Raw genomic sequence first — 26681 nt, 5'->3', positions numbered from 1 at the left:
ACGTCCCAGCCAATGGGATGATCGAGGGAAATTCATGGCGGCTCTCATTCTGTTCGGCGGCGGCGGCGATCTGGCGATGCGGATGCTGCTGCCTTCGCTCTATTTTCTCGAACACGACGGCCTGCTGCCCGACGGGCTGAAGATCATCGGCGCAGCCCGGTCCGAGGAGACGGCCGAGGAATACATCGCCAAGGTGCATGAGGCGGTGAAGGCCCGAGCCGAGGCGGACAAGGCGTGGGACGATCATTCCTGGGCCAAGATGAAGGCCCGACTCGACTATCTGGCGGTGGACGCCACCTCGGCCGACAGTCTGAGGCCGCTCAAGGACAAGGTGGGCGACGGCGAAGTCACCTCCTTCCTGGCAGTCTCGCCGTCTCTTTACGGCCGCATCGTCACGGCGATGAAGGCCGCGGGCTTGGCCGAGCGCAACTGCCGCATCGTGCTGGAGAAGCCGGTCGGCCGCGATCTGAAGTCCTTCCGAGAGATCGACGACGCCGTGGCCCACGCCTTCCGCGAGGACCAGGTGTTCCGCATCGACCACTATCTGGGCAAGGAGACGGTCCAGAACCTGACGGCCCTGCGTTTCGGCAACACCATCTTCGAGCCGCTGTGGAACAATCTGACGATCGACCACGTCCAGATCACCATCGGCGAGACCGTGGGGGTCGGCGACCGCTGGCCCTATTACGACGAGTACGGCGCCCTGCGCGACATGCTGCAGAATCACATGCTCCAGCTACTGTGCCTCGTGGCCATGGAGCCGCCCAGCGACCTGGACCCCGAGTCCCTGCGCAACGAAAAGGTCAAGGTGCTGCGGTCCCTGCGCCCGATCACGCCGGAGGACGCCGAACGTGTCACCGTGCGCGGCCAGTATGTGGCGGGCGTCAGCGAAGGCAAGCCGGTCAAGGGCTATGACGAGGAACGCGGCCAGCCGTCCGACACCGAAACCTTCGTCGCCATCCGCGCCGACATCGACAACTGGCGCTGGGCGGGCGTGCCCTTCTTCATGCGGACCGGCAAGCGTCTGCCCGAGAAGCGCACCGAGATCGTCATCCAGTTCAAGCCCGTGCCCCACTCCATCTTCGACAATGAAGATGGCGAGGCCCCGGCCAACCGCATGATCATCGAGCTTCAGCCCGAGGAGGACATCTCCCTTACGGTGATGAACAAGCGCCCCGGCCTGGACAAGCGGATGCAGTTGCAGCCCATCACCATGAGCCTGTCCTGGGGGGTCGACGGCAAATCCGCCGCCCCGCCGCGTCGTCGCATCGCCTATGAGCGCCTGCTGCTGGACGCCATGCATGGCGACTCCACCTTGTTCGTCCGCCGAGACGAAGCCGAACAGGCGTGGAAATGGGTGGACGAAGTCGCCGATGCCTGGGCCGAGTCCGGTCACAAGCCCGACGAATATGTCGCCGGCACCTGGGGCCCCGACAGCGCCGACATGCTGATGATGCGCACGGGCCGCGAGTGGAACACGACGGATGTCTGAAGCCGTGATCGAAACCTTCCCCACCGTCGACGCCTGGGCCGAGGCCATCGCCGCGCGCCTGGCCGAGACCCTGGGCGCCGCGCTGGCCGACAAGGGCTGCGCCGTCTTCGCCGGTCCTGGCGGTTCGACCCCCGCCCCCGTCTATCGCCGCCTCGCCGCGACCGATCTGGACTGGGCGAAGGTCGCCGTCACTCTGGTGGACGAACGCTACGTCCCCGAAAGCGCGCCGGAATCCAACGCCCGGCTGATCCGAGACGTCCTGTTGCAAGACAAGGCGGCCGCCGCCCGCTTCATTCCCCTCTACACGCCCGAGGTCACGGTGGACCGCGCCGCCATTGTGGCCGCCCATGCGCTGGCCCAGGCGGGCGGGCGTTTCGACGCCGTCCTTCTCGGCATGGGAGAGGATGGCCATATCTGTTCCATGTTCCCCGAAAGCCCGACGCTGAAGACCCTGCTGACGCCCACCCTGAAGCCGACGGTTCTCGGCGTGCCGCACGGCCGCGACGGCGCGGCGCCGACCCTCGAACGCCTGTCGATCAACCTGCCCTATCTGATGTCCGCCGGCCGGGTGATCCTGGGCCTGAAGGGCGCAGCCAAACGCCGCGTCTTCGAGGAACAGACCCAAGGCGATCCGAAGACCCAGCCCATCGCCGCCCTGATCGCCGCCGGCGTTCCCCTTGAAGTCTTGTGGACGGAGGAAGGCTGACATGGCGCTTCATCCCACCGTAGCCGCGGTCACGGCCCGCATCGTCGAAAAGAGCCGCGCGACCCGCGCCGACTACCTGCGCCGCATGAACGCCGCGCGGGATTCGGGCGCCGGCCGGGCCAAGCTGTCCTGCGCCAACTGGGCCCACGCCTTCGCCGGCCAGACCATCGCCGACAAACTCACCGCGATGGACGGGTCCAAGCCCAATCTGGGCATTGTCACCGCCTATAACGACATGCTGTCGGCCCACCAGCCGTTCGAACGCTTCCCTGGCGTAGTGCGCGCGGCGGTGCGCGAGGTCGGCGCCACGGCCCAAGTCGCCGGCGGCACGCCCGCCATGTGCGACGGCGTCACGCAAGGCCGTCCGGGCATGGAGCTGTCGCTGTTCAGCCGCGACGTCATCGCCATGTCGGCCGGCGTGGGCCTGACCCACGACGCATTCGACGCCGCCCTGATGCTGGGCGTCTGCGACAAGATCGTGCCGGGCCTGTTTATGGGGGCCCTGGCCTTCGGCCACCTGCCCGTCGTCTTCGCCCCCGCCGGTCCCATGCCCTCGGGTATTCCGAACGCCGAAAAGGCCCGCGTCCGCGCCGAGTACGCCCAGAACAAGGTGGATCGTCAGACCCTGCTGGAAAGCGAGATCGGCAGCTATCACTCGCCCGGCACCTGCACTTTCTACGGCACGGCCAATTCCAACCAGATGATGATGGAGCTGGGCGGGCTGCATATGCCCTCCACCGCCTTCGTCCACCCCGACACCGGCCTGCGCGACGCCCTGACGGCGGCGGCGGCCAAGCGGGCGATCGAACTGGCCCGCAGCGGCGAGAGCCGTATGGCCGACGTCATCGACGAGAAGTCCATCGTCAACATGATCGTGGCCCTGCTGGCCACCGGCGGATCGACCAACCACGCGATCCATCTGGTCGCCATGGCGCGGGCGGCGGGCGTGCTGATCGACTGGACCGACATGGACGAACTGTCTTCGGTCACGCCGCTGCTGGCCCGCGTCTATCCCAACGGTTCGGCCGACGTGAACGCCTTCCAGGCCGCCGGCGGCGTCGCCTTCGTGGCCCGAGAACTGGCCGAGAACGGCCACATCCACACCGACGTGACGACCATCATGGGTCGCGGCATAGAGGCCTATTTCCAGGAACCGTCGATTGTGGACGGCGAACTGGTCTGGCGCGACGGGGTGAGCGAGAGTCTGGACCGCGACATCCTGCGCCCCGCCTCCGACCCGTTCGACCGCGAGGGCGGCCTGCGCCTGGTCAAGGGCGACCTGGGCCGCGCCGTCATCAAGATCTCGGCGGTCAAGCCCGAGAACCGCATCGTCGAGGCGCCCGCCGCCGTCTTCGAAACCCAGGAAGACGCGCTTCAGGCGTTCAAGGACGGCAAGCTGTTCCGCGACGTGGTCGTGGTCCTGCGCTTCCAGGGGCCGAAAGCCAACGGCATGCCCGAACTGCACAGCCTGTCGCCCGCCCTGTCGGTCATCCAGGACAAGGGATTCAAGGTCGCCTTCGTCACCGACGGCCGCATGTCGGGCGCCAGCGGCAAGACCCCGGCCGCCATCCACGTCAGCCCGGAGGCCCTGGCCGGCGGCCCCCTGGCCCATGTGAAGGACGGCGACATCATCCGCCTGGACGCCGAGGCCGGGGTTCTGACCACGGTGGGCGTCGGCGATTTGACCGCCCGCCCCGCCGCGACCCGATCCAGCGTCCATGCCGAGGGTTCGTCCTGGGGCTATGGCCGTGAACTGTTCGGCGCCTTCCGCCACGTCGTCACCACCGCCGAACAGGGGGCGACCGTCTGTTTCGCCATTCCGCCAGGATCGGGCGGTCACGACGACACGCCGCCCAACCCGAACTTCGTCGACCGGACCGTGGACGCCTAATCCGCCGAACCGACCGCAGGAAACGCCCTACAATGAATGACAAGACTCTCCTCGTCGGCGACGTCGGCGGCACCAACGCCCGCTTCGCCCTGACCCGCATGGTCGACGGCAAGCCCGTGCTGGAGCACCACGACAGCTTCCCGGCCGAGACCTATCCGACCTTTCTGGAAGGCGTCGCCGCCTTCATCGACGGCTGCGACGTGAAGCCGACGGGCGGGGTCATCGCCGTGGCAGGCCCCGTCACCGACGGCGCCATCGACCTGACCAACTCGCCCTGGCAAGTGTCCGAAAGCGAGCTTCAGACCCTGGGGCTGAAGCCGGTCAAGCTGATCAACGATTTCGAAGCCCTGGCCTGGGGCGCCCCCATCGTGCCCGAAGACCAGCTGGAAAGCCTGGGCGGCCCGGTGGACGGCGATCCCCATGCGACCGTGGCGGTGCTGGGCCCCGGAACCGGCTTCGGCGTCTCGGCCCTGGTGCGCGACGCCCACGGCAAAGAGATGGCCATGCCGTCAGAGGGCGGCCACGCCTGCTTCCCGCCCGGTGATCCGATCGAGGACGAAATTCTGCGTATTCTCCGTCGCCGCTATGACCGGGTGTCCATCGAGCGTCTGATCTGCGGCCCCGGTCTTTTGAACATGCACCGGGCGCTGGCCGAGATCGACGGGCGCGAGACCCACATCGACGATCCGGCCCAGATCACCCAGACGGCGATGGCAGATCCGAACAGCCCGTGCGGCGCGACCCTGGCCCGCTTCTGCGCCATCCTGGGCGCCGTGGCCGGCGACATCGCCCTGACCACCGGCGCGCGCGGCGGCGTCTATATCGCGGGCGGCATCGTTCCGCGCATCCTGCCCTTCATCAAGGCCAGCCCCTTCCGCCAGCGGTTCGAGCGCAAGGGCCGGTTCAAGGATTATATGTCCGAAATCCCGACCAAGGTGATCATGCACAAGCATGCCGCCCTGCTGGGCGCAGCGCGCGTCGCCTTCGCTGAGGCCGAAAACTAAAGCCGGATCGTTTTAGCCGGAACCGCGCCGCGGTTCCGGCCGAAGCGTGAAGCAGGCTATCCTTGGAATCGGGCGCTAAGGCCATCACGCAAATCTCACGACGGCGTGAACCGATCCGCCGCCGTGACGTTTCCTCGTCTCCACTTAGGAGAGGAAACAAGATGAAAAAGTTCGCCATCGCCGCCGCTTCGCTGTTCGTGCTGTCGGGCGTCGCCGCCTGCGGTGAAAGCGCCGCCGACAAGGCCGCCGAAAAGCAGGCCGACGCCATCGAAGCGACGGGCGAGGCCCGCGCCGATCAACTGGAAGCCCAGGCCGCGACCGCCCAGACCGAGGCGCAACGCGACGCCCTGAACGCCCAGGCCGATCAGGTCGAAAAGAACGCCGACCGCAAGGCCGACAGGGTCGAGCAACAGGCCGGCAACGCCGACGGCGGCATGACGACCTCGAACACGCCTTCGACCCACTAGAGCCTGATCCGCAGGGCCGGATCAGCCCCCGTCGCCCGCGACGGGGGCTTTTTCGTCTCCGGGCGTCAGTCGATGCAGAGGGCCGCGCCCGCCTTGCCGTCCTCGACCGGCGTATGGCAGCCGAAGCGGTCGCTGGTCGCCTGACAGACGCCGGTGACAGCCGCGCCCGCAGCGACGCCCGTGTCGCCTTCAAGCCGGCAGTCGCCCTGGCATTGATCCCCGTCGGTGCAACGCTTGCCCGCATCGGCATAGCGCACGACGCACTGCCAGGACTGAAGCCGACCGACCTGCTTCATTTCCCCGCCCCGCGCCGCGCAGGCCGAGGCGTCCGCGCTCTGCATCGGCGCATCGCCGGTCACGGCGGCGGGCGAACAGGCCGCCAGCGCCCCGCCGAAGCCCAAGGCCAAAGCGCCAAGGATCAACCCGCGCATCAGGCCGGCCTTCCCTTCTCGAAGCCGGACCAGACGTCGTCATAGTCCAGCTGCATCTGCGGCGTTCCGGCCGCCCACTGCGTCACCCGAATCGGCATCCGCGTCTCGAACATGAAGGCCAGGGTGTTTTCGATCTTGTGCGGCTTCAGCTCGGCCTTGATCGCGCCGTCATAGCTGGCCTGGTCCGGTCCATGACCGCTCATCCGATTGTGCAGGGAGGCGCCGCCGGGCGCGAAACCGCCCGCCTTCGCGTCATAGGCGCCCGTGACCAGACCCATGAACTCGCTCATCACGTTGCGGTGGAACCAGGGCGGGCGGAAGGTGTGTTCGGCCACCATCCAGCGGGGCGGGAAGATGACGAAGTCGATATTGGCCGTGCCCGGCGTCTCGGACGGGCTGGTCAGGACGGTGAAGATCGACGGATCGGGGTGGTCGTAGCTGACGGTGTTGATCGTGTTGAACCGCGCCGTGTCATAGCGGCAGGGCGCCAGGTTGCCATGCCAGGCGACCACGTCCAGCGGGCTGTGATCGAAGGGCGCTGCCCATAGACGACCGCCATATTTCTGAATGCACTGGGTCGGCCGGTCCACATCCTCGAACCAGGCGAGCGGGGTTTCGAAATCGCGCGGGTTGGCCAGGCCGTTGGCGCCGATGGGGCCAAGGTCCGGCAGACGGAACGGGCTGCCGTAATTCTCGCAGACATAGCCGCGCACGGGTCCGTCCACCTCGACGCGGAACCGCACACCGCGCGGGATCAGGACGATATGTCCTGGCTGGGCCTCGATCAGGCCCATTTCGGTGACAAAGCGGTGCGCGCCTTCCTGCGGCACGATCAGCAGTTCGCCGTCGGCGTTGTAGAAGACGCGGTCGGTCATGGAGCGGTTGGCGACATACAGGTGAACACCCGCGCCGACGCCGGCGTCCGGCTCTCCATTGCCGCCATAGGTGACAAGCCCCTCGACCCAGTCGGTCGGCGCATCCGGCAAGGGCAAGGGGTCCCAACGCATCCGGTTCGGATTGGGCGGCGTCTCGTCGAACGGCCCTGAACGGACCCGGCCCTGGTCGAACGGCCGATAGGGGCCGTGCTGGGCCGACGGCCGCAGGCGGTACAGCCAGCTGCGCCGGTTCTCGGCGCGCGGGGCGGTGAAGGCCGTGCCCGACAATTGCTCGGCATAGAGGCCCATCGGCGTCTTCTGCGGCGAGTTCTGGCCCACCGGCAGGGCGCCGGGCGCGGCCTCGGTCGAGAAATGATTGCCGAAGCCGGCGAGATAGGCGGGCGCGTTGGTTCGCGTCGTCATGTGCATGCGTCTCCCTTGGCGGGAGGTTTAGGCGGTTCGGACGCAAACGTCATCCCGGGCCGACACCGACCTTAGAAGCCTTGACGGCGCGCCACCTGTTCGGCGTGGAAGCCGGCGTCGCCCAACAGTTCGTTCAGCACCCGCACCCGCTTCATGAACAGGCCGACGTCGAACTCGTCCGTCATGCCGACGCCGCCGTGCATCTGCACCGCCTCCTGTACCGCCAGCTCGGCGACGCGCCCGGCCTTGGCCTTGGCGACCGAAGCAGCCAGGTCCGCTTCGTCGCCGCCCGCGTCGATGGCCTGAAGCGCCCCCAGCGTGGCCGCCCGCGTCAGTTCAAGCTCGGTGAACAGATGCGCCGCCCGGTGCTGAAGGGCCTGGAACTCTCCGATCAGTTTGCCGAACTGCTTGCGGGTCCGCAGATACTCCAACGTGATCTTGAACGCCTGATCGCCCGCCCCGGTCAGGGTCGAGGCGGCGCAGGCGCGGCCCAGGCTCAGGGTCGCGCCCAGCACGGGCTCGCCGCCGCCGACTTCGCCGATCACCGCGTCCGCATCCACCGCTACATCCGTCAAGGTGACGCGGGCGGCGTTGTGGCTGTCGACCATGACGGTGCGTTCGACTTGCACGCCCGCCGCCTTGGGATCGACCAGAAACAGGGTGAAGCCCTCCTCCGCGCGCGCGACCACGATCAGAGCGTCGGCGATGTGACCGTCCAGAACGAAGCCCTTGGCGCCGTTCAGTCGGAAGCCGTTGCCAGAACGCTCGGCTCGCGTGGCGATGCGCGACGGCGCGTGCTTGGCGCCTTCATCCACGGCCAGGGCCAGGATCGCCTCGCCCGCCGCGATCCGGGGCAGCCAGGCCTGCTGAGCCTGCGACCCCGCATCGGTCAACAGCTTGGCCGACAGGATGGACGAACCCATGAAGGGCGACGGCGTCAGGGTGCGGCCCAGACTTTCGGCGATGACGCCGGCCTCGACCGCGCCCAGGCCCAGTCCGCCCATCGCCTCGGGTATGATGACGCCGGCGAAGCCCATCTCTCCGAAGGCCCGCCACAGATCGCGCGAAACGCCGTCCGGATCGCGGCTGTCGCGCAGGCTCCGCAGATGGGCGATGGGGGCGTTGTCGGCCAGGAAGCCGTCGGCCGCCTCCTGCAGCATCGCCTGCTCTTCGGTCAGGATCAGGGGCATGGCTCAGGCTCCCGGCAGTTGCAGCAGGTGTTTGGCGATGATGTTCAGCTGAATCTCGCTGGTCCCGCCCTCGATGGAGTTAGCCTTGGTGCGCAGCCAGTCACGGGCGGACGCGCCGCCGTGCGACCGTTCGCTTTCCCACTCCAGAGCGTCGGCGCCGCCCGACGCCATCAGCAGTTCGTGGCGGCGCTTGTTCAGTTCCGACCCATAGTATTTCAGCATGGAAGCGATGGCTGGGTGCGCCTGTTTGGCCTTCACCTGATCGCCGACCCGCTCCATCGCCAGACGGAAGGCGGCCTGATCAACCTCCAGTTCGGCGATCCGGGCGCGCAGCATGGGTTCGTCCAGGCGTCCGTCCTCGGTCGCGCCCACTGCATCCAGGGCCACCTGACCCACGGGTCGGCCGCCCGCGACCTCGCCCATCGCCCCGATCATGGTCCGTTCGTGGGCCAAAAGGTGTTTGGCGACGTCCCAGCCCCGGTTCAGCGTGCCGACCAGGTTTTCCTTCTCCACACGCACGTCGTCGAAGAAGGTCTCGCAGAAGGGCGACTTGCCGCTGATCAAGGTGATCGGCCGCGTCGTCACGCCCGGCGTCCTCATGTCGAACAGCACGAAGCTGATGCCCAGATGTTTGGGCGCGTCCGGGTCGGTCCGCACCAGACAGAAGATCCAGTCGGCCTTGTCGGCGTAGGAGGTCCAGATCTTCTGACCGTTGACGATCCAGTGGTCGCCGCGATCCTCGGCCCTGGTCTGGATCGCAGCCAGGTCCGACCCGGCGCCGGGTTCCGAATAGCCCTGGCACCAGCGGATTTCACCGCGCACGATCTCGGGCAGGAACCGCTTCTTCTGTTCCTCGGTCCCGAAGGCCAGAAGCGCCGGCCCCAGCATCCAGACGCCGAAACTGTTCAACGCCGGCTGAGCCTTAAGGCGGCGCAGTTCGGAGGCCAGAACCTTGGCCTCTTCCCGGCTCAGGCCCCCGCCGCCGTATTCGGCTGGCCATTCCGGCGCCGTCCAACCGCGCGCGCCCATCCGCTCCAGCCAAAGCTTGTGGCCCGGCGTGGCGAAGACGGCGTCGCGCCCGCCCCAGATCATGTCGGCTTCGGATCGCATCGGCCCGCGCACCTCGGGCGGGCAGTTGGCCTCCAGCCAGGCGCGCGTCTCGGCGCGGAAGGCGTCTAGATCGGTCATGTCGCGTGTTCCCCGCGTTTCCTCTGGCGGACACGTTAGCAGATGGGTTTCGATTGGCTACGGTCATGTGCGCGCCGCAACAGCTTCGCCGTTCGTGCGTTGGTGTGCGGAACCGGAGGGGCTTCGACAATGACCTATCTAACCCGCGCCGTCTTCGGCGTCGCCAGCCTGGTGCTGCTTCTGGCGGCCGCCGCCCTTGTCGTCTTCGGGGTCAAGGATGGGCTAGAAGGCATCGGCCGCCCCGACCAATCGGGCGCGGACGCGGTTCTGGACGTCCTGGGCTATGTCATCGTCGCCATCGCCGTCTTCGACGTGGCCAAATACATCTTCGAGGACGAGGTCCGGCGCGGGTCCGAACGCCGCAGCGCCGCAGAGGCCCGACGCAGCCTGACGAAGTTCCTGTCCACCATCGTCATCGCCCTGTTCCTGGAGGCCCTGGTCGTGGTCTTCAAGACCGCGCGGGAGGAGGTGGCGCAGTTGATCTATCCGACCGCCCTGCTGATCGCCGCCGTTCTGGTCCTGGTGGGCCTGGGCGCCTTCCAGAGGTTCTCCGCCTCGGTCGAGGAAAGAGTCGGGGACGACGACGAGGCGCAAGAGCGCAAGGACGAGATCAAGCGACGCGCCCGTCCCGCCGCCAAATCCTAGACCTTCTTTGGCAGGAAGGGCGAAAAGGTGATGACGGTGAAGGTGTCGCGGATATGCGGCCGGGTCTGCACCTGCTTGGTCACGAAGGTCCCGATGTCGGCGTCGCGCGGCAGGTTGAACTTGGCCAGAAGGTCGTGCTGGCCCGAGGTGGAATAGACCTCGGACACGTTCTCCACATTGTCCACGATGTCGGCGGCCACGTCGTTGGCGTAACCCGGCTCGGTTTTGATGAAGACGAAGATGGCGGTCATCATGGCCAAAACTCCCTGGCGATCAGCCGGGCTTCTAGCCGATGGCGGCCCACAAGCCGAGCCGGATTTGTCTGAGAATGGTCAGCGCAGCCGCTTGCTGACCCAGACCAGAGTCGGATCTTCCTCGATCGGAGCCGTGTCGAATCCCATGTCGTTCTCGACCTGAAGCGCGCCGTGGTTGGCCCGGTCTTCCAGCGATTCCACCACGGCGTAACCCTGACTGCGGGCCTCCGCGACCAGTCGCTCCAGCAGGGTCCAGCCGATGCCCTGCCCCTTTAGATCGCCGCGCAGGAGAATGGCCGCCTCGGCGCGTTCGCCGGCGTCGTCCCCGGCCAGCACGGCCGTGGCCGCCACAGTCCCGTCCGCATTCCAGGCGATCAGGCTGGCCCCGTGGGCGTTCGGCGCCTGGATCAGCGCCTGCAGTTGATCGTGCCCCGGGGTGCGTCGCGTCGATAGGAAGCGAAAGCGCATGTCCTCGGGCGTCACCTTGGCGAAGAAGGCGGCCAAAGCCCGTTCATCGTCGGGCCGCGCCGGTCGAAGCTCCAGCGCCTTTCCCGTGCGGGTGACGAGCCTTTCGCGTTCGGGAATGGTCATGGCGATCTCCTTGGCCGGGGTATCGCGCGGGCAGCTTCGGCCGCGCATTGACCCTGATCAAGTCCGGACCCTGTCCCCCGGAATGAAACAATGTTTGCTCCCGCCGTTCCACACGGCGGCGATGCCGGGCTTTGGCATCCGACCTTCGCTGCGATAAGCAGAACGCGAAAACGGCCCACCCTCGGGCCAGGAGACAGATCATGGCCCACGACCGCGTCAGCGTGCTTCAAGCGCTTCAGACCCAGGGCGTCTGCCCAGTCTTCTATCACCCCGACCCCGAGGTCAGCCTGAACGTCATCCGCGCCTGCGCGCGCGGCGGGGCCCCGGTGGTGGAGTTCACCAATCGCGGCGACTTCGCCTGCGACCTGTTCGGTGAGATCAATCGCGAACTGATCAAGACGGATCCGGATGTGGTCTTGGGCATCGGTTCGGTGGTCGATAGCGGCACGGCGGCGCTTTATCTGAACCGGGGCGCACGCTTCGTGGTCAGCCCCTGCCTGGTTCCCGATGTGGCCAAGGTCTGCAACCGCCGCATGGTCGCCTATTTTCCCGGCTGCGGCTCCGTGACCGACATCGGCGAGGCGCACGAACTGGGCTGCGACATCGTCAAACTGTTCCCCGGTTCGTCGGTCGGCGGCCCTGACTTCGTCAAGGCGGTCAAGGGCCCGATGCCCTGGGTCAAGATCATGCCGACGGGCGGGGTCGATCCAGACGAAGCCTCCATCGCCAAATGGTTCGGCGCAGGCATCGTGGCGGCGGGCATGGGCTCGAAACTGGTGACGGACGCGGCGGTCAAGGCCGGCGACTGGGCCGCCATCGAGGCTTCGGTTCGCGCAGCGGTTCAGGCCGTGGCCGACTTCCGCGCCAAGGCCTGAACCCTCAGGGCCGGGCGCCCTCTGCGGTCGGGCGGCCTTCGCCCGCTTGCCGGGCCTGACCGCGCCGGGCGTCGCTGCGACGTTGCAGCAGGGGCGCCAGGGCCTTTCGCTCCTCTGGATCGAGGGTCGCCAGAATCGCGACGGCGCCCGCCTCCAGCCGCGCCCGCCCGCGCATCTCGGCGGCGCGGGACTGCGCCAGCAGGACGTCGATACGGGCCGTGTCCAGCGTGGGCGCGCCGGCGGCGGCCATGGCCTCACGCCGCGCGGCTCGCGCCGCCTCGAAGTCGGGTCGCGCCGACAGGGCCGAGGCGCGCAGAGCCATATGGACACGGTCGCGCGTTTCCGGCTCCAGCTTCTCCAGCACCTCGCGCAAGGGCTTGTCGCGCCCCGGCTGGCGTTGGTCGTCCAAGCGGCGTTCGATCCGGTCCCGGCCAATCAGATAGGCCGCGCCGCCGCCCAGGGCGAACAGGTTCAGCCCGACCGAAACCGCCAGGGCGATCTTCAGCGTCCTCGAATTCATCCCAGAACCTCGGTGTCGTCCACACCGCCCAGCGTCGCCTGATAGAGAACCGCATCGGCCCGCGCGTCCGCAGTCATCCGGCTGGTCAGGCCCACGCCCGCGACCACGCCCGCGCAGGCTGCCGCCGCCCATCCGGCGCCCATGAACCAGGCGGCGCGGCGCGGCCGGCTCTTCACCCGCGCCCGCGGCGCAGCCCTCAGCACCCGCGCCGTCAGATCGGCCGAGGGCGAAACGGCGAGCGAGGCGTCCAGCAGGGCATCCAGCGCCGCGGCCTCTTCCAACACGACCCGCGCCGCCGGATCGGCCGCGATCAGGCCTTCGGCGAAGGCGCGCTGGTCCGCCGGCCAGCGCCGCAGATCGCCGCCATAGGCCTCGGCCAGGACTTGCAGCTGCTCGATCCTCATCGTCCGTCTCCTTCAGGCCGCCCGTCGGAACGGGGCGACAGGTCCGCCAGGCTCTGGCGCAGCGCGCGCCGCCCCCGCGACAACAAACTCTCCAGCGCCTCGACGCTGATCTCCATCAGTAACGCCGCCTCGATATTGGACAGGTCCTGATAGTGGCACAGCACGATGGCTTCGCGCTGTCGCTCGGGCAGGCGTCGCAGGGCGGCGTCCACCCGCGCGCCCGTCTCGGCCGCCAGCAGCCCGCGATCCGGCGACGGCCCATCATCGGGTCGATCCGGCGGCCTGTCCGTGGGAATTTCACGCCGTCGTCTCAGCCGGTCGTAACACAGGTTCAGCGCCACCCGATGCAGCCAAGTGTCGAAACGCGCCTGACCAGGCGTCCATTTCGGCGCCTGACGCCAAGCCTTCAGCATCGCCTCCTGCGCCACATCCTCGGCCTCTGCGGAATCGCCCAACATCCGCTGGGCCAGGGCCAGGACGCGCGGCAGCTTGCGCGCGACAAAGGTCTGGGCCGCCGCAGGGTCGCCCTGACCCACGCGCTGCACCAGATCCTCGTCGGAGTCGACCGTCGCGACCAAATCCGCCTCTTCCGCAACTGACGAAAGGGACCGATGCGTTCATGACGGCCGACCCCGACACCGTTCTTACTCCGAAGTCGGAGCCGGGGAAGCGGCTTGTGGCGCCATCGCCGGACGCGGCGCGCGGCGCGTCGGGCGTTCGGCACGATGCGCCGCGCGGGCCGCACTGCGTTCCTCGGGCGAGATCACGCCGTCATGATTGGAATCCATCGCGTCGAACCGTTGGCCCAGCTTGACCGCCACGTCCGAAATCGTGATCGGCTTCGCCTGACGCTCCCCGCCCGGACGGTCGTGCCCCCCCCGCCGCCCCATTCGCACGCCACGCGGGCCGTGGTCGGGTTTGGCGGCGGCGGCGTCGAACTCCGCCCGGCTGATCATGCCGTCGCCGTTGGCGTCCATCCGGGCGAAGCGGGCGTCTGCCCGACCTGCGCGATGGGCCGCGCGTCCGGCTTGGCGCTCCTCGGGGCTGACGACGCCGTCGCCGTTCGTATCCAGCGCGGTCAGTCGCGCCACCCGGTCATCGACATAGGCGGCCCGCGTCAAGGGTCCAGCTTGTACTTGGCGCGCGTGATGTGACGCGGGCGCAGAGGCCGACGGCGCAGGCGGGGTCAGGGCCGTTGCGGCCCCTGCGGCGGCGGCTCCTGCGGCGACCAGGGCGACGACGCCCAAGCCTGTGATGAAGGTCAGTCTCATCTCGATCTCCTTGGGGCGAAGTCGCATCCCGTGACGCCCTGTCAGGAGATTGAACGCGGCGGCTCCGACTCTCCGTCGCGGGGGATCGAAGTCGCGCGTTCGAAAGCCCATCGAGCCCGCGCCCGCAGATCGGCCAGTTCCACCTTCAGCGTCTCGAAATCGCGCGCGCCGGCGGCCTCGGCCAGGCGAAGCTGGAAGACGGCGGGCTCCGCCTCGGGATCGACCCGCCCTTCGAACGCTGCCGCCAGCAGATGCGCCAGCCGCTGCTGCACCCGCCAGGCCTCGGCCAGGACTGGATCGCCGGACAAGGCGTCCAGGGTCGACAGGGTCAAGGGCCGGCCCGCGGCGGCGGCCTGAAGCTGACGGAACTGGGCCGTGAACTCGGCGTCCACCTGACCGCCTGGCGACAGCTTCAGGTCCCAGAAGCCGTGCGGCCGACGCTCCCGGTCCATCAGGGCCCGCATCCGACGCACGTCGTCGGCCACATCGACGTCGGGACGCGGCCGACGCAGCGCCGCCTCGATGACCTCGGCCACCTTCGCCCCAAAGGCCGGATCGCTGGCCCAGACCACGCGCGCGCGGGTCAGAACCATGAACTCCCAGGTTTCGGCCTCAGAGGCGTAATAGTCGTCAAAGGCGCTCAACCGCACCGACACCGGCCCCTTTGATCCGGTCGGCCGCAGCCGCATGTCCACTTCGTACAACCCGCCCTCTGCGGTATGGGCCGACAGGGCCGCGATCAGCCGCTGGGTGAAACGGGCGTAGAAGACCTCCGCGCCCCAGCCCTTGATCTTGGACTGAGCCTCGCGCGGCGCCTCGTACAGGGTCATCAGGTCAAGATCGGACCCGGCCGTCATCTCCCGTGAACCGGCCTTGCCCAGGGCCACCACGGCGACCGCGCCGGGAAAGCCTCCGCCCAGCCGCTCCGTCTCGGCCAAGGCCGCCGGCGACAGGGTCCGCATGACGGCGTCGGCCAGAGCGGCGTAGGCGCGCCCCGCCGCTTCCGGCCCGGCGCGCCCGGTCAGGGCGTGGATGCCGATGCGGAACATCTGTTCGCGGTGCAGACGGCGCACGGCGTTCATCGCCCCCTCGAAATCCTCGCTCTCGCCGGCCTCCTGCATCATCTGTTCGGTCAGGCCGCTCTCGTCCGAGAGATCGGTCAGGAAGCGCGCGTCCAGCACCCCGTCCAGGGTCGCCGGCTGACGGCCCAGGGTGCGGGCCAGGCGCGGCGCAAAGGCCATGACGCCCAGAACCATCTCGAACAGCTTAGGCTGGTTCAAAAACAGGGCCTGGACCTGAACCCCCGCCGCCAGGCCCGAAAAGAAGACGGCGAACCGGCGAAAGGCGTCGTCGGGCGCCCCCGTCCGCGCCAGGGCCTCCAACAGGCGCGGGGCCAGCCGGGTGAACAACTCGCGCCCGCGTTCGGTCCGGGTCGCGGGAATGCGCCCATGGTGCCAGCTGCGGATGGTGTCGGCCACCGAGGCGGCCTCTGTGAAGCCCATGCGGGTCAGGGTGGCCAGGGTCTCGGGATCGTTCTCGACCCCGGTGAAGACGAGGCTGCCATAGCTGGAGTCCAGGTCCTCCCCACCCTCGAACAACTCGCCATAGCGGGCGTTGACACGGGCCAGCAGGGCCTCGACATGGGCGTCGAACGCGCCCAGGTTCGCCCAGCCCGCCAGGGCCGCGACCGACGCGCGCCGTGCATCGTCCTCGGGCAGGCGGTGGGTCTGTTCGTCCTCCAGCATCTGGACCCGGTGTTCCAGGCCGCGCAGTTCGACATAGGCCGCCGACAGCGCTTCGACGACGGCTTGTGACACATGCCCCGCATCGGCGAGCGCTTGGAGCGCCTCCAGCGTCCGGCTTGCTCGAAGGCCCTGATCGCGCCCGGCCAGGATCAGTTGCTGGGTCTGGGCGTAGAATTCGATCTCGCGGATGCCGCCGCGCCCGAGTTTCAGATTGGCGCCGGCGGCTTCAAGCCCCTCGCCGGTCTTGTGGACGTGAATCTGTTTCTTGATCGACTGGATGTCCAGAACGGCGGCGTAATCCAGGCTGCGGCGCCAGACGAAGGGGATCAGGGCCTTCTGGAACCGCGCGGCCGCCCGCGCGTCGCCCAGCACGGGCCGGGCCTTGATGAAGGCCGCCCTTTCCCAGTTCTGGCCCACGCTCTCGTAATAGGCCAGGGCCATGGGGGCGGCGACCACCGGCGGGGTCGAGGACGGATCGGGCCGCAGACGCAGATCGACGCGGAAGACATAGCCGTCGGCCGTCCGTTCGCTGAGCAGGGTCGCCAGACCCTTCCCGACCCGGTTGGCGAAGTCCTGCATCTCTTCGCCCTCGCGCAGGGCCAGCCCCATCAAACGCGGCTCGAAGAAGAGGGAGATGTCGATGTCGGAGGAGTAGTTCAGTTCGTTTGCGCCGTGCTTGCCCATGGCCAGGCCGAACAGACCTGGGATCGGGCCGCGCGTCTCGTCAGGCGGGGCGATCAGCCGACCCCTCGCCCGCTGCTCGGCGGCGACAGCGCGCAGGGCGGCCCGGCAGGCGGCGTCGGCGAACCGGGACAGGGCGCCCGTGACCTGATCCAGCCCCCAGACTCCGCCCAGATCGGCCAAGGCCGTCAGCAGGTGCAGATCGGCCTTCAGCACCCGCAAGGGCGCGCGCACATCGTCGGGTTCCCCCACCAGCGCATCCGTCGCGCGCAGCGTCCGCTCCAGACTCTCTCCCGGTTCGGCCTCCAGCAGACGTCGTAGATGGGCCGGGCGGCGACGCATCAAGCCCGCCAGATAGGGAGCGGCGCCGGCCACGGGCGCAAGGGCGGGCCACGCGGCGTTCAGCATGTCGCGCCAGCCTTCGGCGTCGGCGGCCTCGATCAGAGTCTCCAGCAGGCGGTCGGCGGCAGCAGGGTTTATGACCGGACCGGCGGGCTTGATCGTCTGACCCAGCGGGATCGTCACGCAGGTATTGGTGTCGGCCATAAAATCATCCGCTCATCCCGACGAAAGCCGGGCCCCAGCGCTTTCGCTCGGCACAGCGTTGGACCACAATCCTGACACGCGCCACAAGGCGGCGCGCCCAAAGAAACGGGTACCGGCTTTCGCCGGGATGAGCGGCAATCTCTAAGTCTGCCCGGCTGGCGGCAGCACCAGCGCCACCCGCAGGCCGGGGCCGAAGCCGCCATAGGCGCCGGGGCCTTCGTCCAGCACCACGCGCCCGCCGTGCGCCTCGGCCACCGCCGTCACCAGAGACAGGCCCAGGCCCGAGCCGGGCTCGGTGCGGCTGCTGTCCAGACGCACGAACCGCTGGACGACCCGTTCACGGTCCTCCTCCGGCACGCCGGGGCCGGTGTCCGTCACCGAATATTCGATCTCGCCCGAGGACCGCCTGCGCGCCCGCAGCTTCACCGCCCCGCCGGCCGGGGTGTATTTTATGGCGTTGTCGATCAGATTGGCCAGGGCCTGGGCCAGGAACGGCTGGTTGCCCTCGATCATCAATCCGGTTTCGATCTCGGACGAGAAGTCGATGTCCTTGTCCTCGGCGGCGGGTTCGTACAGTTCGGCCATGTCGGCGGCCAGTTGGGCGGCGTCCATGACCTGGGGATCGGGCGCGCCCCCCGCCTGCAGCCGGGCGATGGCCAGGACGGTGTTGAAGGTCTTCAAGAGGTGATCCGCCTCGTCCAGGGCGATGCCCAGGGCGTCGACGCCGTCGATCTTGCCTGCCTCGGCGTCGATCAGCGCCACCTCCAGCTTCGCCCTCATCCGCGTCAGGGGCGAACGCAGGTCGTGGGCGATGGCGTCGCCCGCATGGCGGATCGAGGCCATTGAGGACTCCAGCCGATCCAGCATGGTGTTCAGCCCTTGGCCCAGTTCATCCAGTTCGTCGCCGGCCTGACGCACGGGCGCCCGCACCTTCAGGTCCCCTTCCTGCACCGCCTGGACCACCTGGTTCAGCCCCGCCATCGACCGCTCCACCCGCCGGCTGATGTAGAGGCCGCCGGCCAGCCCCAGCAGCATGACCAGACCCATCGCGCCCCACAGGGCCTGGGTCAGGCGCGACAGATATTCCTCGATCCCGCCGATGTCCTCGCCGACGAACAGGGTGTCGCCGCCGGACAGGGGCATGATGACGCCGATGGATCGTCGGGCCTCCACCCGGCCGTCGGCGTCGGTGCTGGTCAGGCGAAAGGTGCTCCATTCGCCAACGCCTTCGCGGCGGGCCTCCTTCAGGTCGAAAGGCATGACCGACAGGTTGCCGGTGACGATCCTGCCGTCCGGCCCGGTCAGCAGATACAGATAGGGTCCGCCGCGAATGGTGCGTTCGACCAGGGCCTGGTTCAGGGCGTCGACGCCGCGCGTGCGGTGGATGGCGGTCAAGGCGCCCAGTTCGCCCTCCACGTCCGCACGCGCCCGCGCCTGGGCCTCGGACGCCGAGGCGAAATAGACATAGGCCAGGATCGCCCCCGCCGCCGCCACGAACAGCGCCAGGAACAGCAGCGTCAGCCGAAACGGCGTGCGGCGAAGGAGAGAGGGAAGGCGCATGGGTTTTTAGTGACGAGTGGCGAGTGGCGAGTGGCGAGCAAGCCGCCGCAAAACCTTGCGCAGCGCCGTATGCAGCCAAGCTCGCCCCGCTTGTCTCACCCCCTCGCCACTCGCCATTCACTACTCGCCACTAGACTCAAGCCTCCAACCGATACCCCGCCCCGCGCACGGTCTGCAGCATGGCGCGGTCGAAGCCCTTGTCGATCTTGGAACGCAGGCGGCTGATATGAACGTCGATGACGTTGGTCTGGGGGTCGAAATGGTATTCCCAGACCTTTTCCAGCAGCATGGTGCGCGTCACCGACTGGCCGGCGTGGCGCATCAGGAATTCCAGCAACTGGAACTCGCGCGGTTGAAGATCGATCTCGGTCGCGCCGCGATGCACGGTGCGGCCGATCAGGTTCATCTCCAGGTCGCCGACCTTCAGCACGGTCTGCACCCCGCCGGTCTCACGCCGCCGGGCCAGGGCCTCGACCCGCGCGATCAGTTCGGCGAAGGCGTAGGGCTTGACCAGATAGTCGTCGGCGCCGGCCTTCAGGCCCGTGACCCGGTCCTCGACCTCGCCCAGAGCCGACAGGAACAGGACCGGCGTCTGATCGCCCCCCTTGCGAACCGTCTCGACCATGCCGACCCCGTCCAGTCGCGGCATCATCCGGTCCACCACATAGACGTCGTAGCCGCCCTTTTGCGTCTCCAGCAGGCCGAAGGCGCCGTCCACGGCGTGGGTGACGTCATGCCCCGCTTCGGACAGGCCCCGCACCATGGCGGTCGCCGCCTCGGCGTCATCCTCAACCACCAGAATCCGCATCGAACCCCTCCCGGAATCAAAATCGCCGCCGATGGTAGCGCATCGGCGGCGATTGACGAGTTAAGGCTTGGTCAGAATGCCGATCAGTTCTTGTCTTGCAGCGGCAAAACGACCGGCGAGTTGCCGCGAGGCGTCCGCATCAGCAGAAGAATCCCCGGCCGGCCAGCCGTTTTGACCGCCTCGACCGCACCCTTAAGGTCCGCAGCCGAACCCACGCTGCGGCCGTTTGCCTGAAGGATAACCATGCCCGGCTGGAAGCCAAGGCGGGCAGCGCGCGATTGCTGTCCGACGGCTGTAACGACCAAACCTTGAACCTCGGCGGGCAGGCCGAAGCGGTTCCGAAGCGCCGTACTTGCCGGCGCGACGGTCAGGCCTTCGACCACTTCGCCAGCGGCGGCGCCGGGATTGGTCGAAGAGCCGGATTCGTCGTCGGACCCTGTGCTGGCTGTCTCAAGATTGGCGGGTCGTGCACCCGAACGCACGTTGACCGTCTGCCGACGGCCTTCTCGTAGCAACTCAAGACGCAGATTGTCGCCGGGCTTGGCCGAACCAACGGCGCGCGTCAGTTCTGACGAGCTTTCTATCGCCCGCCCATTCAGAGACACCACGACGTCCCCGACTTGAAGTCCGCCGCGGGCGGCGGGACCATCCGGTGTAACCTCCACGACATAGGCGCCCTTGGTGGACACGGGCAGACCCAAGCTTTCACGATACTCGCTGGTCAGGTTGCCGATCTGAACACCGAGATAGCCGCGTTCAATTGTCTCGCCGCGCATCAAACGCTCAGTAATCGACTTGGCCGTTTCCGCCGGGATAGCGAAGCCAATGCCGACAGACCCACCTGAAGGCGACAGAATCGCCGAGTTCACGCCGATGACCCGTCCGTAGATGTCGAAGGTGGGCCCGCCCGAGTTGCCCCGGTTGATGGCGGCGTCGATCTGAAGGAAGTCGGTGTAAGGGTTTTCGTTGCCTCCGATGTCTCGGGCCTTGGCCGAAACGATGCCAGCCGTCGCCGTTCCGCCCAGGCCGAACGGGTTGCCGATGGCGATGACCCAGTCGCCAACGCGCGGTTGGGCCGTCTCTTCGAAGCTGACGTATTTGAAATTGTCGCCGTCGACCTTGATCACAGCCAGGTCGGTCGCCGGATCGCGGCCGATCAGGCGAGCCGGCAGTTCGCGGCCGTCCGACATCTTGACCTTGATCTCGGTCGCGTCGGCGACGACGTGGTTGTTGGTGACGATATAGCCGTCCTGCGAGATGAAGAAGCCCGAACCGGCGCCCTGAGCCGTCCGGGGTTCGTCGTTCTGACCGCCCTGTCCTTGCGGGGGCACAAACTGGAACGGCAGGCCGGGGATCTGGAAGGCGCCGCCCTGGGGTTGATCGACCTTCACCGTCACGTCGATCTGGACGACGGCGGGGGCCACCTGTTCGAAGATGGTGGCGAAGCTGCTGGGCGCGCCCGGCGGCGGGGTGAAGGCGTCGCCGTTGGCTGGGACCGGCGTGATGCGGTTCACCGCCTGCGGCTCGGCATGGGCGCCGGGCCAGGTGATGACGCCTCCGGCGGTCGCGGCCGCCGCCAGGGTCAGGCCGGCTGCGGCCCCCAGAATGAACTCCTTGCGCTTCAGCATCGTGGTCCTTGCGATCCTCTGTCCGGCGACGAAAGGCCGGGTTCGCGTTTGATATAGGCCAGGGCGGCGCGACGCCAAATCCCAGCCGTCGATCGTTGTTCCCGACTAGCGCCCGTCGTGAGGCGAGGTTGCGTCAGGATCGCGGCGAAGCTTCTCATTTTCGAGAATGTTTTCCAGCCGCCGTTCTTCTTCGTCCGACAGGGGCGCCGGCTCCACCGGCCGCCGCCGCGCCGCCACGGCCAGGACCGCGCCGGCCAGCAGCACCAGGGCGAACGGTCCGAACCACAACAGCCATGTCCCGATCCGCATCGGCGGGGTGAACAGCACATAGTCGCCGAACCGACGGACAAGATCGTCGCGCACTTCTCGATCCGTGGCGCCCGAGGCGATCTCCTCCCGAATCAGTCGTCGCATGTCGCCCGCCACGCCGGCCGGGCTGTCGGCGATGGCCTCGTGCTGGCAGACGACGCAGCGGACGTTCTTGAACAGGGCCTGGGCGCGCGCCTCCTGGGCTGCGTCGGGCAAGGGGCGATCCGGCGCGGCCGGCGGTTCCGCCGCGCTCAGCATCAGCGCCAGAACCGGCGCGGCGGCGATGATCAGCCACCGCCTCACGTCGTCTTCCTCCGCCGCGCGACGCCCAGCCGGAGCCGCCGGTCCATCAGCGACAGAAGTCCCCCCAGCGCCATGATCGCCGGTCCCAGGAAGATCAGCCGCGCCCAGGGATTCCAATAGAGCCGCACCAGCCAAGCCGGTTGCTCCACGCCGCCGGCGCGTTCCCCGATCACCACATAGACGTCGTCCAGCCCGCGGAAATTCAGCCCCACCTCGGTCGTCGTCTGCCCGCCCGCGGGGAAGAAGCGTCGCTCGGCCGTCACGGTCTCTGCGTCGCCCCGGCCGTCGGCGCGACGCACGGTCAGTTGGCCTTGTTCGGCCAGATAGTTCGGCCCCTCGACTACACGGACCTGATCCAGGGTCACGGTCCACGGCCCGGCCGACACGCTCTGGCCCAAAGACAGCGCGCGCGCGGCCTCGGCCTTGAAGCCCGTCTCGACCACAGCGCCCAGGATGAAGACGCCCAGGCCCAGATGCGCCAGGGTCATCCCCCACGCGCCCAACGGCAGCCCCTTCAGACGGCGCAAGGTCTCGGCGCCCGGCGCGCGGAACAGGCGCACCCGCTCGGCAACTTCGGACAAGCTGCCCAGGATCAACCAGCCGCCCAGGCCGATCCCGGCGGCGGCCAGGGCCTTTTTCGGCTCCCACAGGGCGTAGGCGGCCAGAGCGACAAGAACGGCCAGGCCCGCCGCGACAATCAGCCTCTGCAAGGCGCCGATCAAGTCGCCGCGCTTCCAGGCCAGCAGCGGCCCGGCGGGCAGGATCAGGAAGGCGACCGTCATCAGCGGAACGAAGGTCGCGGCGAAATAGGGCGGCCCCACCGAAATGGTCGCCCCGGACGCCGCCTCCAGGATCAGCGGATAGAGGGTGCCCAGCAGCACCGTCGCCGCCGCCGCTGTCAGGAACAGATTGTTCAGCACCAGCGCGCCCTCGCGGCTGATCGGCGCGAACAGTCCCCCGCCCTTGAGCTGGGGCGCGCGCCAGGCGAACAGGGCGAAGGCGGCGCCCGCCGTGACGCCCAGAATGGTCAACAGCATCAGCCCGCGCTGGGGATCGACGGCGAAGGCGTGAACCGATGTCAGCACGCCCGACCGCACCAGGAAGGCGCCCAGCATGGAGAAGGTGAAGGCCAACAGAGCCAGAAAGACCGTCCACCCCGCCAGCGCCCCGCGCCGCTCGGTCACGATGGCGCTGTGCAGCAGGGCCGCGCCGGCCAGCCAGGGCATGAATGACGCATTCTCGACCGGGTCCCAGAACCACCAGCCGCCCCAGCCCAGCTCATAATAGGCCCAGAACGACCCCAGGGTGATGCCGACGGTCAGGAAGGCCCAGCTGGCGAGGGCCCAAGGCCGGACCCAACGCCCCCAAGCAGGCCAGAAGGTCGTCTGCGCCCGCCCCTCGATCAGGGCCGCGACCGCCAAGGAGAAGCAGACCGAAAATCCGACATAGCCGGCGTAGAGCAGCGGCGGGTGCACGGCCAGGGCCGGGTCCTGCAACAGCGGATTCAGCGACGCGCCCTGGAACGGCGCGGGGTCGAGGCGGGTGAAGGGGCTGGAGGTGAAGACGGCGAAGGCCAGGAACAACGAGCCCAGCGCGCCCTGCGCCGCCACGGCCGAGGCTTTCAGCCCGAACGGCAGGCCGCGCGCCCGCGCCAGCGCCCCGCCGAACACGGTCAGGACCAGGCACCACAGCAGCAACGACCCCTCGTGGCTGCCCCAGGCGCCGGCGACCTTGTACAGCATCGGCTTGTCGGTGTGGCTGTTGGCCGCGACATTGGAGACGGAAAAATCCGACACCACGAAGGCGTGGATCAGGGCCGCGAAACTGAGGGCCACAGCTGCCGCCGCCGCCAGGGCCGCACCCTGGGCCGCTCCGGCAAGCACGGGGCTGCGCCGCACCCGCCCGGCCGCCGACATCCCCGTCTGCAGCATTGACAGGGCCAGGGCCAGGGCCAGGGCGAAGGCCCCGAATTCCGCGATCATAAGGCGGTCGATCCGCGCGTCGGGGCCGGCGCCGCCGCCCCCTCGGGCCGCCACTCGCCCTTGGCCTTCAGCCGATCCGCGACCTCGCGCGGCATATAGTTCTCGTCGTGTTTGGCCAGGACCTGGCGCGCGTGGAAGGTGCGATCGGCGCCAAACGATCCCTGCGCCACGATGCCCTGCCCCTCGCGGAACAGGTCGGGCAGGTCGCCATGATAGACCACCCGGGTCGTGGCGGCTTTGTCGGTGACGGAAAACGCCACGACCCCGTCGCCGGTCTTTTGCACACTGCCCGTCTCGACCAGCCCGCCCAGGCGGATGTTGCGGCCTTCGGGCGCCTTGTCGGCGGTCGCCTCGGACGGCGAGTAGAAGAAGGTCACGCTGTCCTGCATGGCCCACAAGGACAGACCGACGGCCAAGGCCAGAACCGGCGTCGCGGCGGCGACGACCCACAGGCGACGACGCGCCTTGGGCGATTTGGGCAGCCAGCTCATGCGACGAACGCTCCGCAGACGCAGAAGATAGGGGCCGCATATAGCCGGGGCGGGAAAGGGCTCCAACGTGTCATCGCGCCCCGCCTGCTGCCCCGTCGGACGGCATCCGCCGCTCCAGGTCCAGGCGCCGTGGATCGGCGGGATCGAGGGCGCCGATCAACGGCGTCCACATCAGGCGGGTCGTCTGGGCGTCGCCGCGCGCCAACGCCGCCTCGCCCAGAAAGAAGCGGGCGCCGAGTTGATCGGGGTCAAGACGCACGGCCTGAGCGAAGGCCGCCTCGGCGTCGCCGCCGATCTGGCCGTCATTGGCCCGCACCAAGCTTTCGCCCAGCCGCGCCCAGGCCTGGGCGTCTTTCGGATCGCGGTCGATCAGACGACGGAAGGCCGAGGCCGCGCCCAGGGGATCGTCGGCCGCGAACCGCGCGGCCCCCAGCATGGCCAGGGCCTGTTTGTCGTCGGGCCGGTCACGGACCACGCGCGCGGCGACCGCGGCCAACTGGGGCGGCGACAGCGTCTCCAGACGGGTGGACCAGTCGTCGACCCGATGCTCATAGCCCTGATCGGGCAGGCCCGGCGTTCCCGTCACGACATAGAGGCCCAGCGCACCGGCGACAACCAGGCCGAGGCCGCCCATAACCCAAAGCCGATCCCGTGCACCGACGACCGGCGCGGCGGCGGCCTCCTGCGCCAGGAGCCGTCGTCCCGCCTCGGCCCGGGCGGCGACATAGGCCGCCTCGTCCAGCAGACCGCGCGCCTTCAGCCGGTCCAGTTCCTCGATCTCGCGCACGGCCGCCGCGCTTTCAGCGCTCGTCGCCGGATCGGCGCCGCGTCGTGCGCCGGCCATCACCAGAAGAGCGGCCAACGCCGCCGCCAGCCCCGTCATCATCCAGAAGGCGATCATCTTCGCCGTCTATCGCATCAGGCGCGTGCGGGCGAGGCCCCCGCGACGATGGGACGTTTGGCGTCCAGCGTCTCGGCCGCCGCCGCACGCCGTCGGATCGCCCGCGCGTCCTCCAAAGCCTCCAGCCCTGTCAGCAGTCTCGCCGCCACGCCGACCAGCCGAAGGGCCAGATCGGGATCTGGCGCCTCGCCGTCCCCGACGCTGTCCAGCGCCTCGTTGGCCCAAACGGTCAGATAGTCGATGATCTCGGTCTTTGTGGCGTGGTTGTCGGATTCGCAGCCAAACACGACCGCGGCCCAGCGAACCGCGACCATGACATTCACCAGGGCGGCCGCCGTCTCGATCGGCTCGCCTTGCCAGGGAGCCTCCAGCCAGGGGGACATGCGCGTCATTCGCCCGGCCAGGGTCTGGCGGCGCATGGGCAGGGCCGCGTGGACGGCGGCCTGGGTAGACTTTATCAGGCCCGAGAGTTGGCCGGACAGTTGAACCCGCGCCAGCCGCGTCGATCTGCCCCAGGGGGAATCGGGCCGGACCTGAAGGGTCATGTCCAGTTCCGACAGGACAGAGGCGCACCAGTTCACGTCAAGCACCACCTCTTGCAAGGCTTCGCACTGCTGTGGGCGCACCAGGCCGATGCGTCGCACCCGATCCTGCACCGAGGCCAGCAGACGTTCGACGAAAACGCCCATGTCCGTATGGCTGAGAACCGCCTCACGGTCCGCCAGACGGCTCGTGCGTGTGACGACACGCAGCATCCGATCCGCTTCCGTCACATGGGCGAACAGGATATCGACCATCCGTCGATCGCCTTCCGGCGAGATGGAAAGGGCGTCCTGAATCAACAGGCGCAGACCCGCCAACTGGGTGTCGTCCGGGCGCTCCAGCCATACAGGCAGACGGGCAAGGCCCCCGCGCGCCAGAGGGGTCAGGTCGAAACAGGCCGCCAGTTCCAACGGCGTGGCAGGGGGCTCTCCCTCGGCCGGGCGTCGATGGTCGGGCCAGACCTCGGCGGCCCGGTTGCGCAGAACGGCGGCGGCGCGAGCGCACAGACGATCCGCCACCAAGGTCCATTCCCCCTCGATCGTCGTCACGGCGTCCAGAAGCCCAAGGAACTCCTCTTCCCCCTTGCGCGCCTCGCGCCAGAGATGGACGTAAAGCGACGGTGGAAAGGTCAGGGCGGCGACGCCGTCGGAACGCGGCTGAAACAGCGGCGCCAAAGGGCCAAACGCCAGGTCCCGCCGCGCGCGGTCACGCCGCTCCTCGCTAATCAGAGCGGCGACTTCGGCCGCCCTTTCGCCCGCCAGCGTCCGCACGGCAGAGGCCAATTGCGTAAGCTGACCGTCGGCGCACGCCTGGACGACAGCCTCGAGCGCAACCCGATGCTCCACGGACAGCAAGGACAACACAAACCCCGTCAAAAAGGCGACGTCGGGTCCAGTATGCGGTCAAGCCGTTAACAAGCGGCTTCCCCTTGAGCGCGCCAATGGAAGCGCCATATTC

At 68.5% G+C, this 26681-nt stretch carries 26 protein-coding genes; 7 read left to right on the top strand and 19 right to left on the bottom strand.

The window, feature by feature from the left end; genetic code table 11:
• Positions 1–34: 34 nt before the first annotated feature.
• From zwf to QE389_RS14000, 5 genes are all read left to right on the top strand, one after another.
• Positions 35–1492 (top strand): glucose-6-phosphate dehydrogenase, encoded by a 1458-nt coding sequence (gene zwf, locus QE389_RS14020; protein WP_307368549.1) that lies wholly within the window; start codon positions 35–37, stop codon positions 1490–1492.
• Positions 1485–2198, top strand: coding sequence for a 6-phosphogluconolactonase (pgl, locus tag QE389_RS14015; RefSeq protein WP_307368547.1), 714 nt, complete (start codon positions 1485–1487; stop codon positions 2196–2198). Before zwf ends, pgl begins: the two co-directional genes overlap by 8 nt.
• Position 2199: 1 nt before the next feature.
• Positions 2200–4089 (top strand): phosphogluconate dehydratase, encoded by a 1890-nt coding sequence (gene edd / locus QE389_RS14010; protein WP_307368544.1) that lies wholly within the window; start codon positions 2200–2202, stop codon positions 4087–4089.
• Positions 4090–4121: 32 nt separating this feature from the next.
• Entirely contained in the window at positions 4122–5093 is a 972-nt protein-coding gene (glk, locus tag QE389_RS14005) for a glucokinase (protein WP_307368542.1), read from the top strand.
• A gap of 161 nt (positions 5094–5254) precedes the next feature.
• Positions 5255–5560 carry a hypothetical protein gene (locus QE389_RS14000; protein ID WP_307368540.1) on the top strand — a complete coding sequence of 102 codons (306 nt, stop codon included), beginning with the start codon at positions 5255–5257 and terminating at the stop codon, positions 5558–5560.
• A gap of 65 nt (positions 5561–5625) precedes the next feature.
• Here QE389_RS14000 and QE389_RS13995 read toward each other — a convergent pair whose 3' ends face one another.
• The 4 genes from QE389_RS13995 to QE389_RS13980 all read right to left on the bottom strand — a co-directional run bounded on the left by QE389_RS13995 (position 5626) and on the right by QE389_RS13980 (position 9667).
• Entirely contained in the window at positions 5626–5991 is a 366-nt protein-coding gene (locus QE389_RS13995) for a hypothetical protein (RefSeq protein WP_307368537.1), read from the bottom strand.
• Positions 5991–7289: a homogentisate 1,2-dioxygenase gene (gene hmgA, locus QE389_RS13990; protein WP_307368536.1), complete on the bottom strand. Its 1299-nt coding sequence runs from the start codon at positions 7287–7289 to the stop codon at positions 5991–5993. The genes QE389_RS13995 and hmgA overlap by 1 nt, the downstream gene beginning before the upstream one ends.
• Before the next feature lie 71 nt (positions 7290–7360).
• Positions 7361–8479 (bottom strand): acyl-CoA dehydrogenase family protein, encoded by a 1119-nt coding sequence (locus tag QE389_RS13985; RefSeq protein ID WP_307368533.1) that lies wholly within the window; start codon positions 8477–8479, stop codon positions 7361–7363.
• Positions 8480–8482: 3 nt separating this feature from the next.
• Positions 8483–9667 (bottom strand): acyl-CoA dehydrogenase family protein, encoded by a 1185-nt coding sequence (locus tag QE389_RS13980; RefSeq protein WP_307368530.1) that lies wholly within the window; start codon positions 9665–9667, stop codon positions 8483–8485.
• A gap of 129 nt (positions 9668–9796) precedes the next feature.
• Between QE389_RS13980 and QE389_RS13975 the strand changes: the two genes are divergently transcribed.
• Complete coding sequence (locus QE389_RS13975; RefSeq protein WP_307368527.1) at positions 9797–10312, top strand: GNAT family acetyltransferase; 516 nt, start codon at positions 9797–9799, stop codon at positions 10310–10312.
• On the opposite strand, the gene QE389_RS13970 is transcribed toward QE389_RS13975, so the two are convergent.
• Complete coding sequence (locus QE389_RS13970) at positions 10309–10566, bottom strand: Lrp/AsnC ligand binding domain-containing protein (protein ID WP_307368524.1); 258 nt, start codon at positions 10564–10566, stop codon at positions 10309–10311. The genes QE389_RS13975 and QE389_RS13970 overlap by 4 nt on opposite strands.
• Before the next feature lie 78 nt (positions 10567–10644).
• Positions 10645–11157, bottom strand: coding sequence for a GNAT family N-acetyltransferase (locus tag QE389_RS13965; RefSeq protein WP_307368521.1), 513 nt, complete (start codon positions 11155–11157; stop codon positions 10645–10647).
• A 200-nt stretch (positions 11158–11357) separates the two neighbouring features.
• Here QE389_RS13965 and QE389_RS13960 point away from each other — a divergent pair, with 200 nt between their 5' ends.
• On the top strand, positions 11358–12032 hold the full coding sequence (locus QE389_RS13960) for a bifunctional 4-hydroxy-2-oxoglutarate aldolase/2-dehydro-3-deoxy-phosphogluconate aldolase (RefSeq protein WP_307368519.1): 675 nt from the start codon (positions 11358–11360) through the stop codon (positions 12030–12032).
• A gap of 4 nt (positions 12033–12036) precedes the next feature.
• Here the strand turns inward: QE389_RS13960 and QE389_RS13955 are convergent, their stop codons facing one another.
• The 13 genes from QE389_RS13955 to QE389_RS13895 form a co-directional block, all read right to left on the bottom strand.
• The gene (locus QE389_RS13955; protein WP_307368516.1) at positions 12037–12552 is read right to left on the bottom strand and encodes a periplasmic heavy metal sensor; all 516 of its coding nucleotides are present in this window, start codon (positions 12550–12552) and stop codon (positions 12037–12039) included.
• A complete protein-coding gene (locus QE389_RS13950) occupies positions 12549–12956 on the bottom strand; it encodes a hypothetical protein (RefSeq protein ID WP_307368513.1) in 408 nt (135 codons plus the stop codon). The genes QE389_RS13955 and QE389_RS13950 overlap by 4 nt, the downstream gene beginning before the upstream one ends.
• A complete protein-coding gene (locus tag QE389_RS13945) occupies positions 12953–13534 on the bottom strand; it encodes an RNA polymerase sigma factor (protein ID WP_307368511.1) in 582 nt (193 codons plus the stop codon). The genes QE389_RS13950 and QE389_RS13945 overlap by 4 nt, the downstream gene beginning before the upstream one ends.
• 66 nt (positions 13535–13600) lie before the next feature.
• Positions 13601–14227, bottom strand: a complete 627-nt coding sequence (locus QE389_RS13940) for an EF-hand domain-containing protein (RefSeq protein WP_307368508.1) — start codon at positions 14225–14227, stop codon at positions 13601–13603.
• A gap of 41 nt (positions 14228–14268) precedes the next feature.
• Positions 14269–17199, bottom strand: a complete 2931-nt coding sequence (locus tag QE389_RS13935; protein ID WP_307368506.1) for a bifunctional [glutamine synthetase] adenylyltransferase/[glutamine synthetase]-adenylyl-L-tyrosine phosphorylase — start codon at positions 17197–17199, stop codon at positions 14269–14271.
• 141 nt (positions 17200–17340) lie between these two features.
• Positions 17341–18759, bottom strand: a complete 1419-nt coding sequence (locus QE389_RS13930) for an ATP-binding protein (RefSeq protein ID WP_307368503.1) — start codon at positions 18757–18759, stop codon at positions 17341–17343.
• A 136-nt stretch (positions 18760–18895) separates the two neighbouring features.
• Positions 18896–19567: a response regulator transcription factor gene (locus QE389_RS13925; protein WP_307368500.1), complete on the bottom strand. Its 672-nt coding sequence runs from the start codon at positions 19565–19567 to the stop codon at positions 18896–18898.
• A gap of 83 nt (positions 19568–19650) precedes the next feature.
• Entirely contained in the window at positions 19651–21195 is a 1545-nt protein-coding gene (locus QE389_RS13920; protein WP_307368498.1) for a Do family serine endopeptidase, read from the bottom strand.
• A 105-nt stretch (positions 21196–21300) separates the two neighbouring features.
• Complete coding sequence (locus QE389_RS13915; RefSeq protein ID WP_307368495.1) at positions 21301–21807, bottom strand: cytochrome c-type biogenesis protein; 507 nt, start codon at positions 21805–21807, stop codon at positions 21301–21303.
• Positions 21804–23789, bottom strand: a complete 1986-nt coding sequence (locus tag QE389_RS13910) for a heme lyase CcmF/NrfE family subunit (protein ID WP_307368493.1) — start codon at positions 23787–23789, stop codon at positions 21804–21806. The genes QE389_RS13915 and QE389_RS13910 overlap by 4 nt, the downstream gene beginning before the upstream one ends.
• Positions 23786–24280: a cytochrome c maturation protein CcmE gene (gene ccmE, locus QE389_RS13905; protein ID WP_307368490.1), complete on the bottom strand. Its 495-nt coding sequence runs from the start codon at positions 24278–24280 to the stop codon at positions 23786–23788. Before ccmE ends, QE389_RS13910 begins: the two co-directional genes overlap by 4 nt.
• Before the next feature lie 70 nt (positions 24281–24350).
• Positions 24351–25181, bottom strand: coding sequence for a c-type cytochrome biogenesis protein CcmI (gene ccmI / locus QE389_RS13900; protein ID WP_307368489.1), 831 nt, complete (start codon positions 25179–25181; stop codon positions 24351–24353).
• Between the two features lie 17 nt (positions 25182–25198).
• Complete coding sequence (locus QE389_RS13895; RefSeq protein WP_307368486.1) at positions 25199–26584, bottom strand: hypothetical protein; 1386 nt, start codon at positions 26582–26584, stop codon at positions 25199–25201.
• Positions 26585–26681: the final 97 nt, after the last annotated feature.

The organism is Brevundimonas sp. SORGH_AS_0993 (assembly GCF_030818545.1).
GTDB lineage: Bacteria > Pseudomonadota > Alphaproteobacteria > Caulobacterales > Caulobacteraceae > Brevundimonas.
The sequence above is the reverse complement of the archived record's forward strand: the minus strand, read 5'-3'. Positions and strand labels throughout refer to the sequence as shown.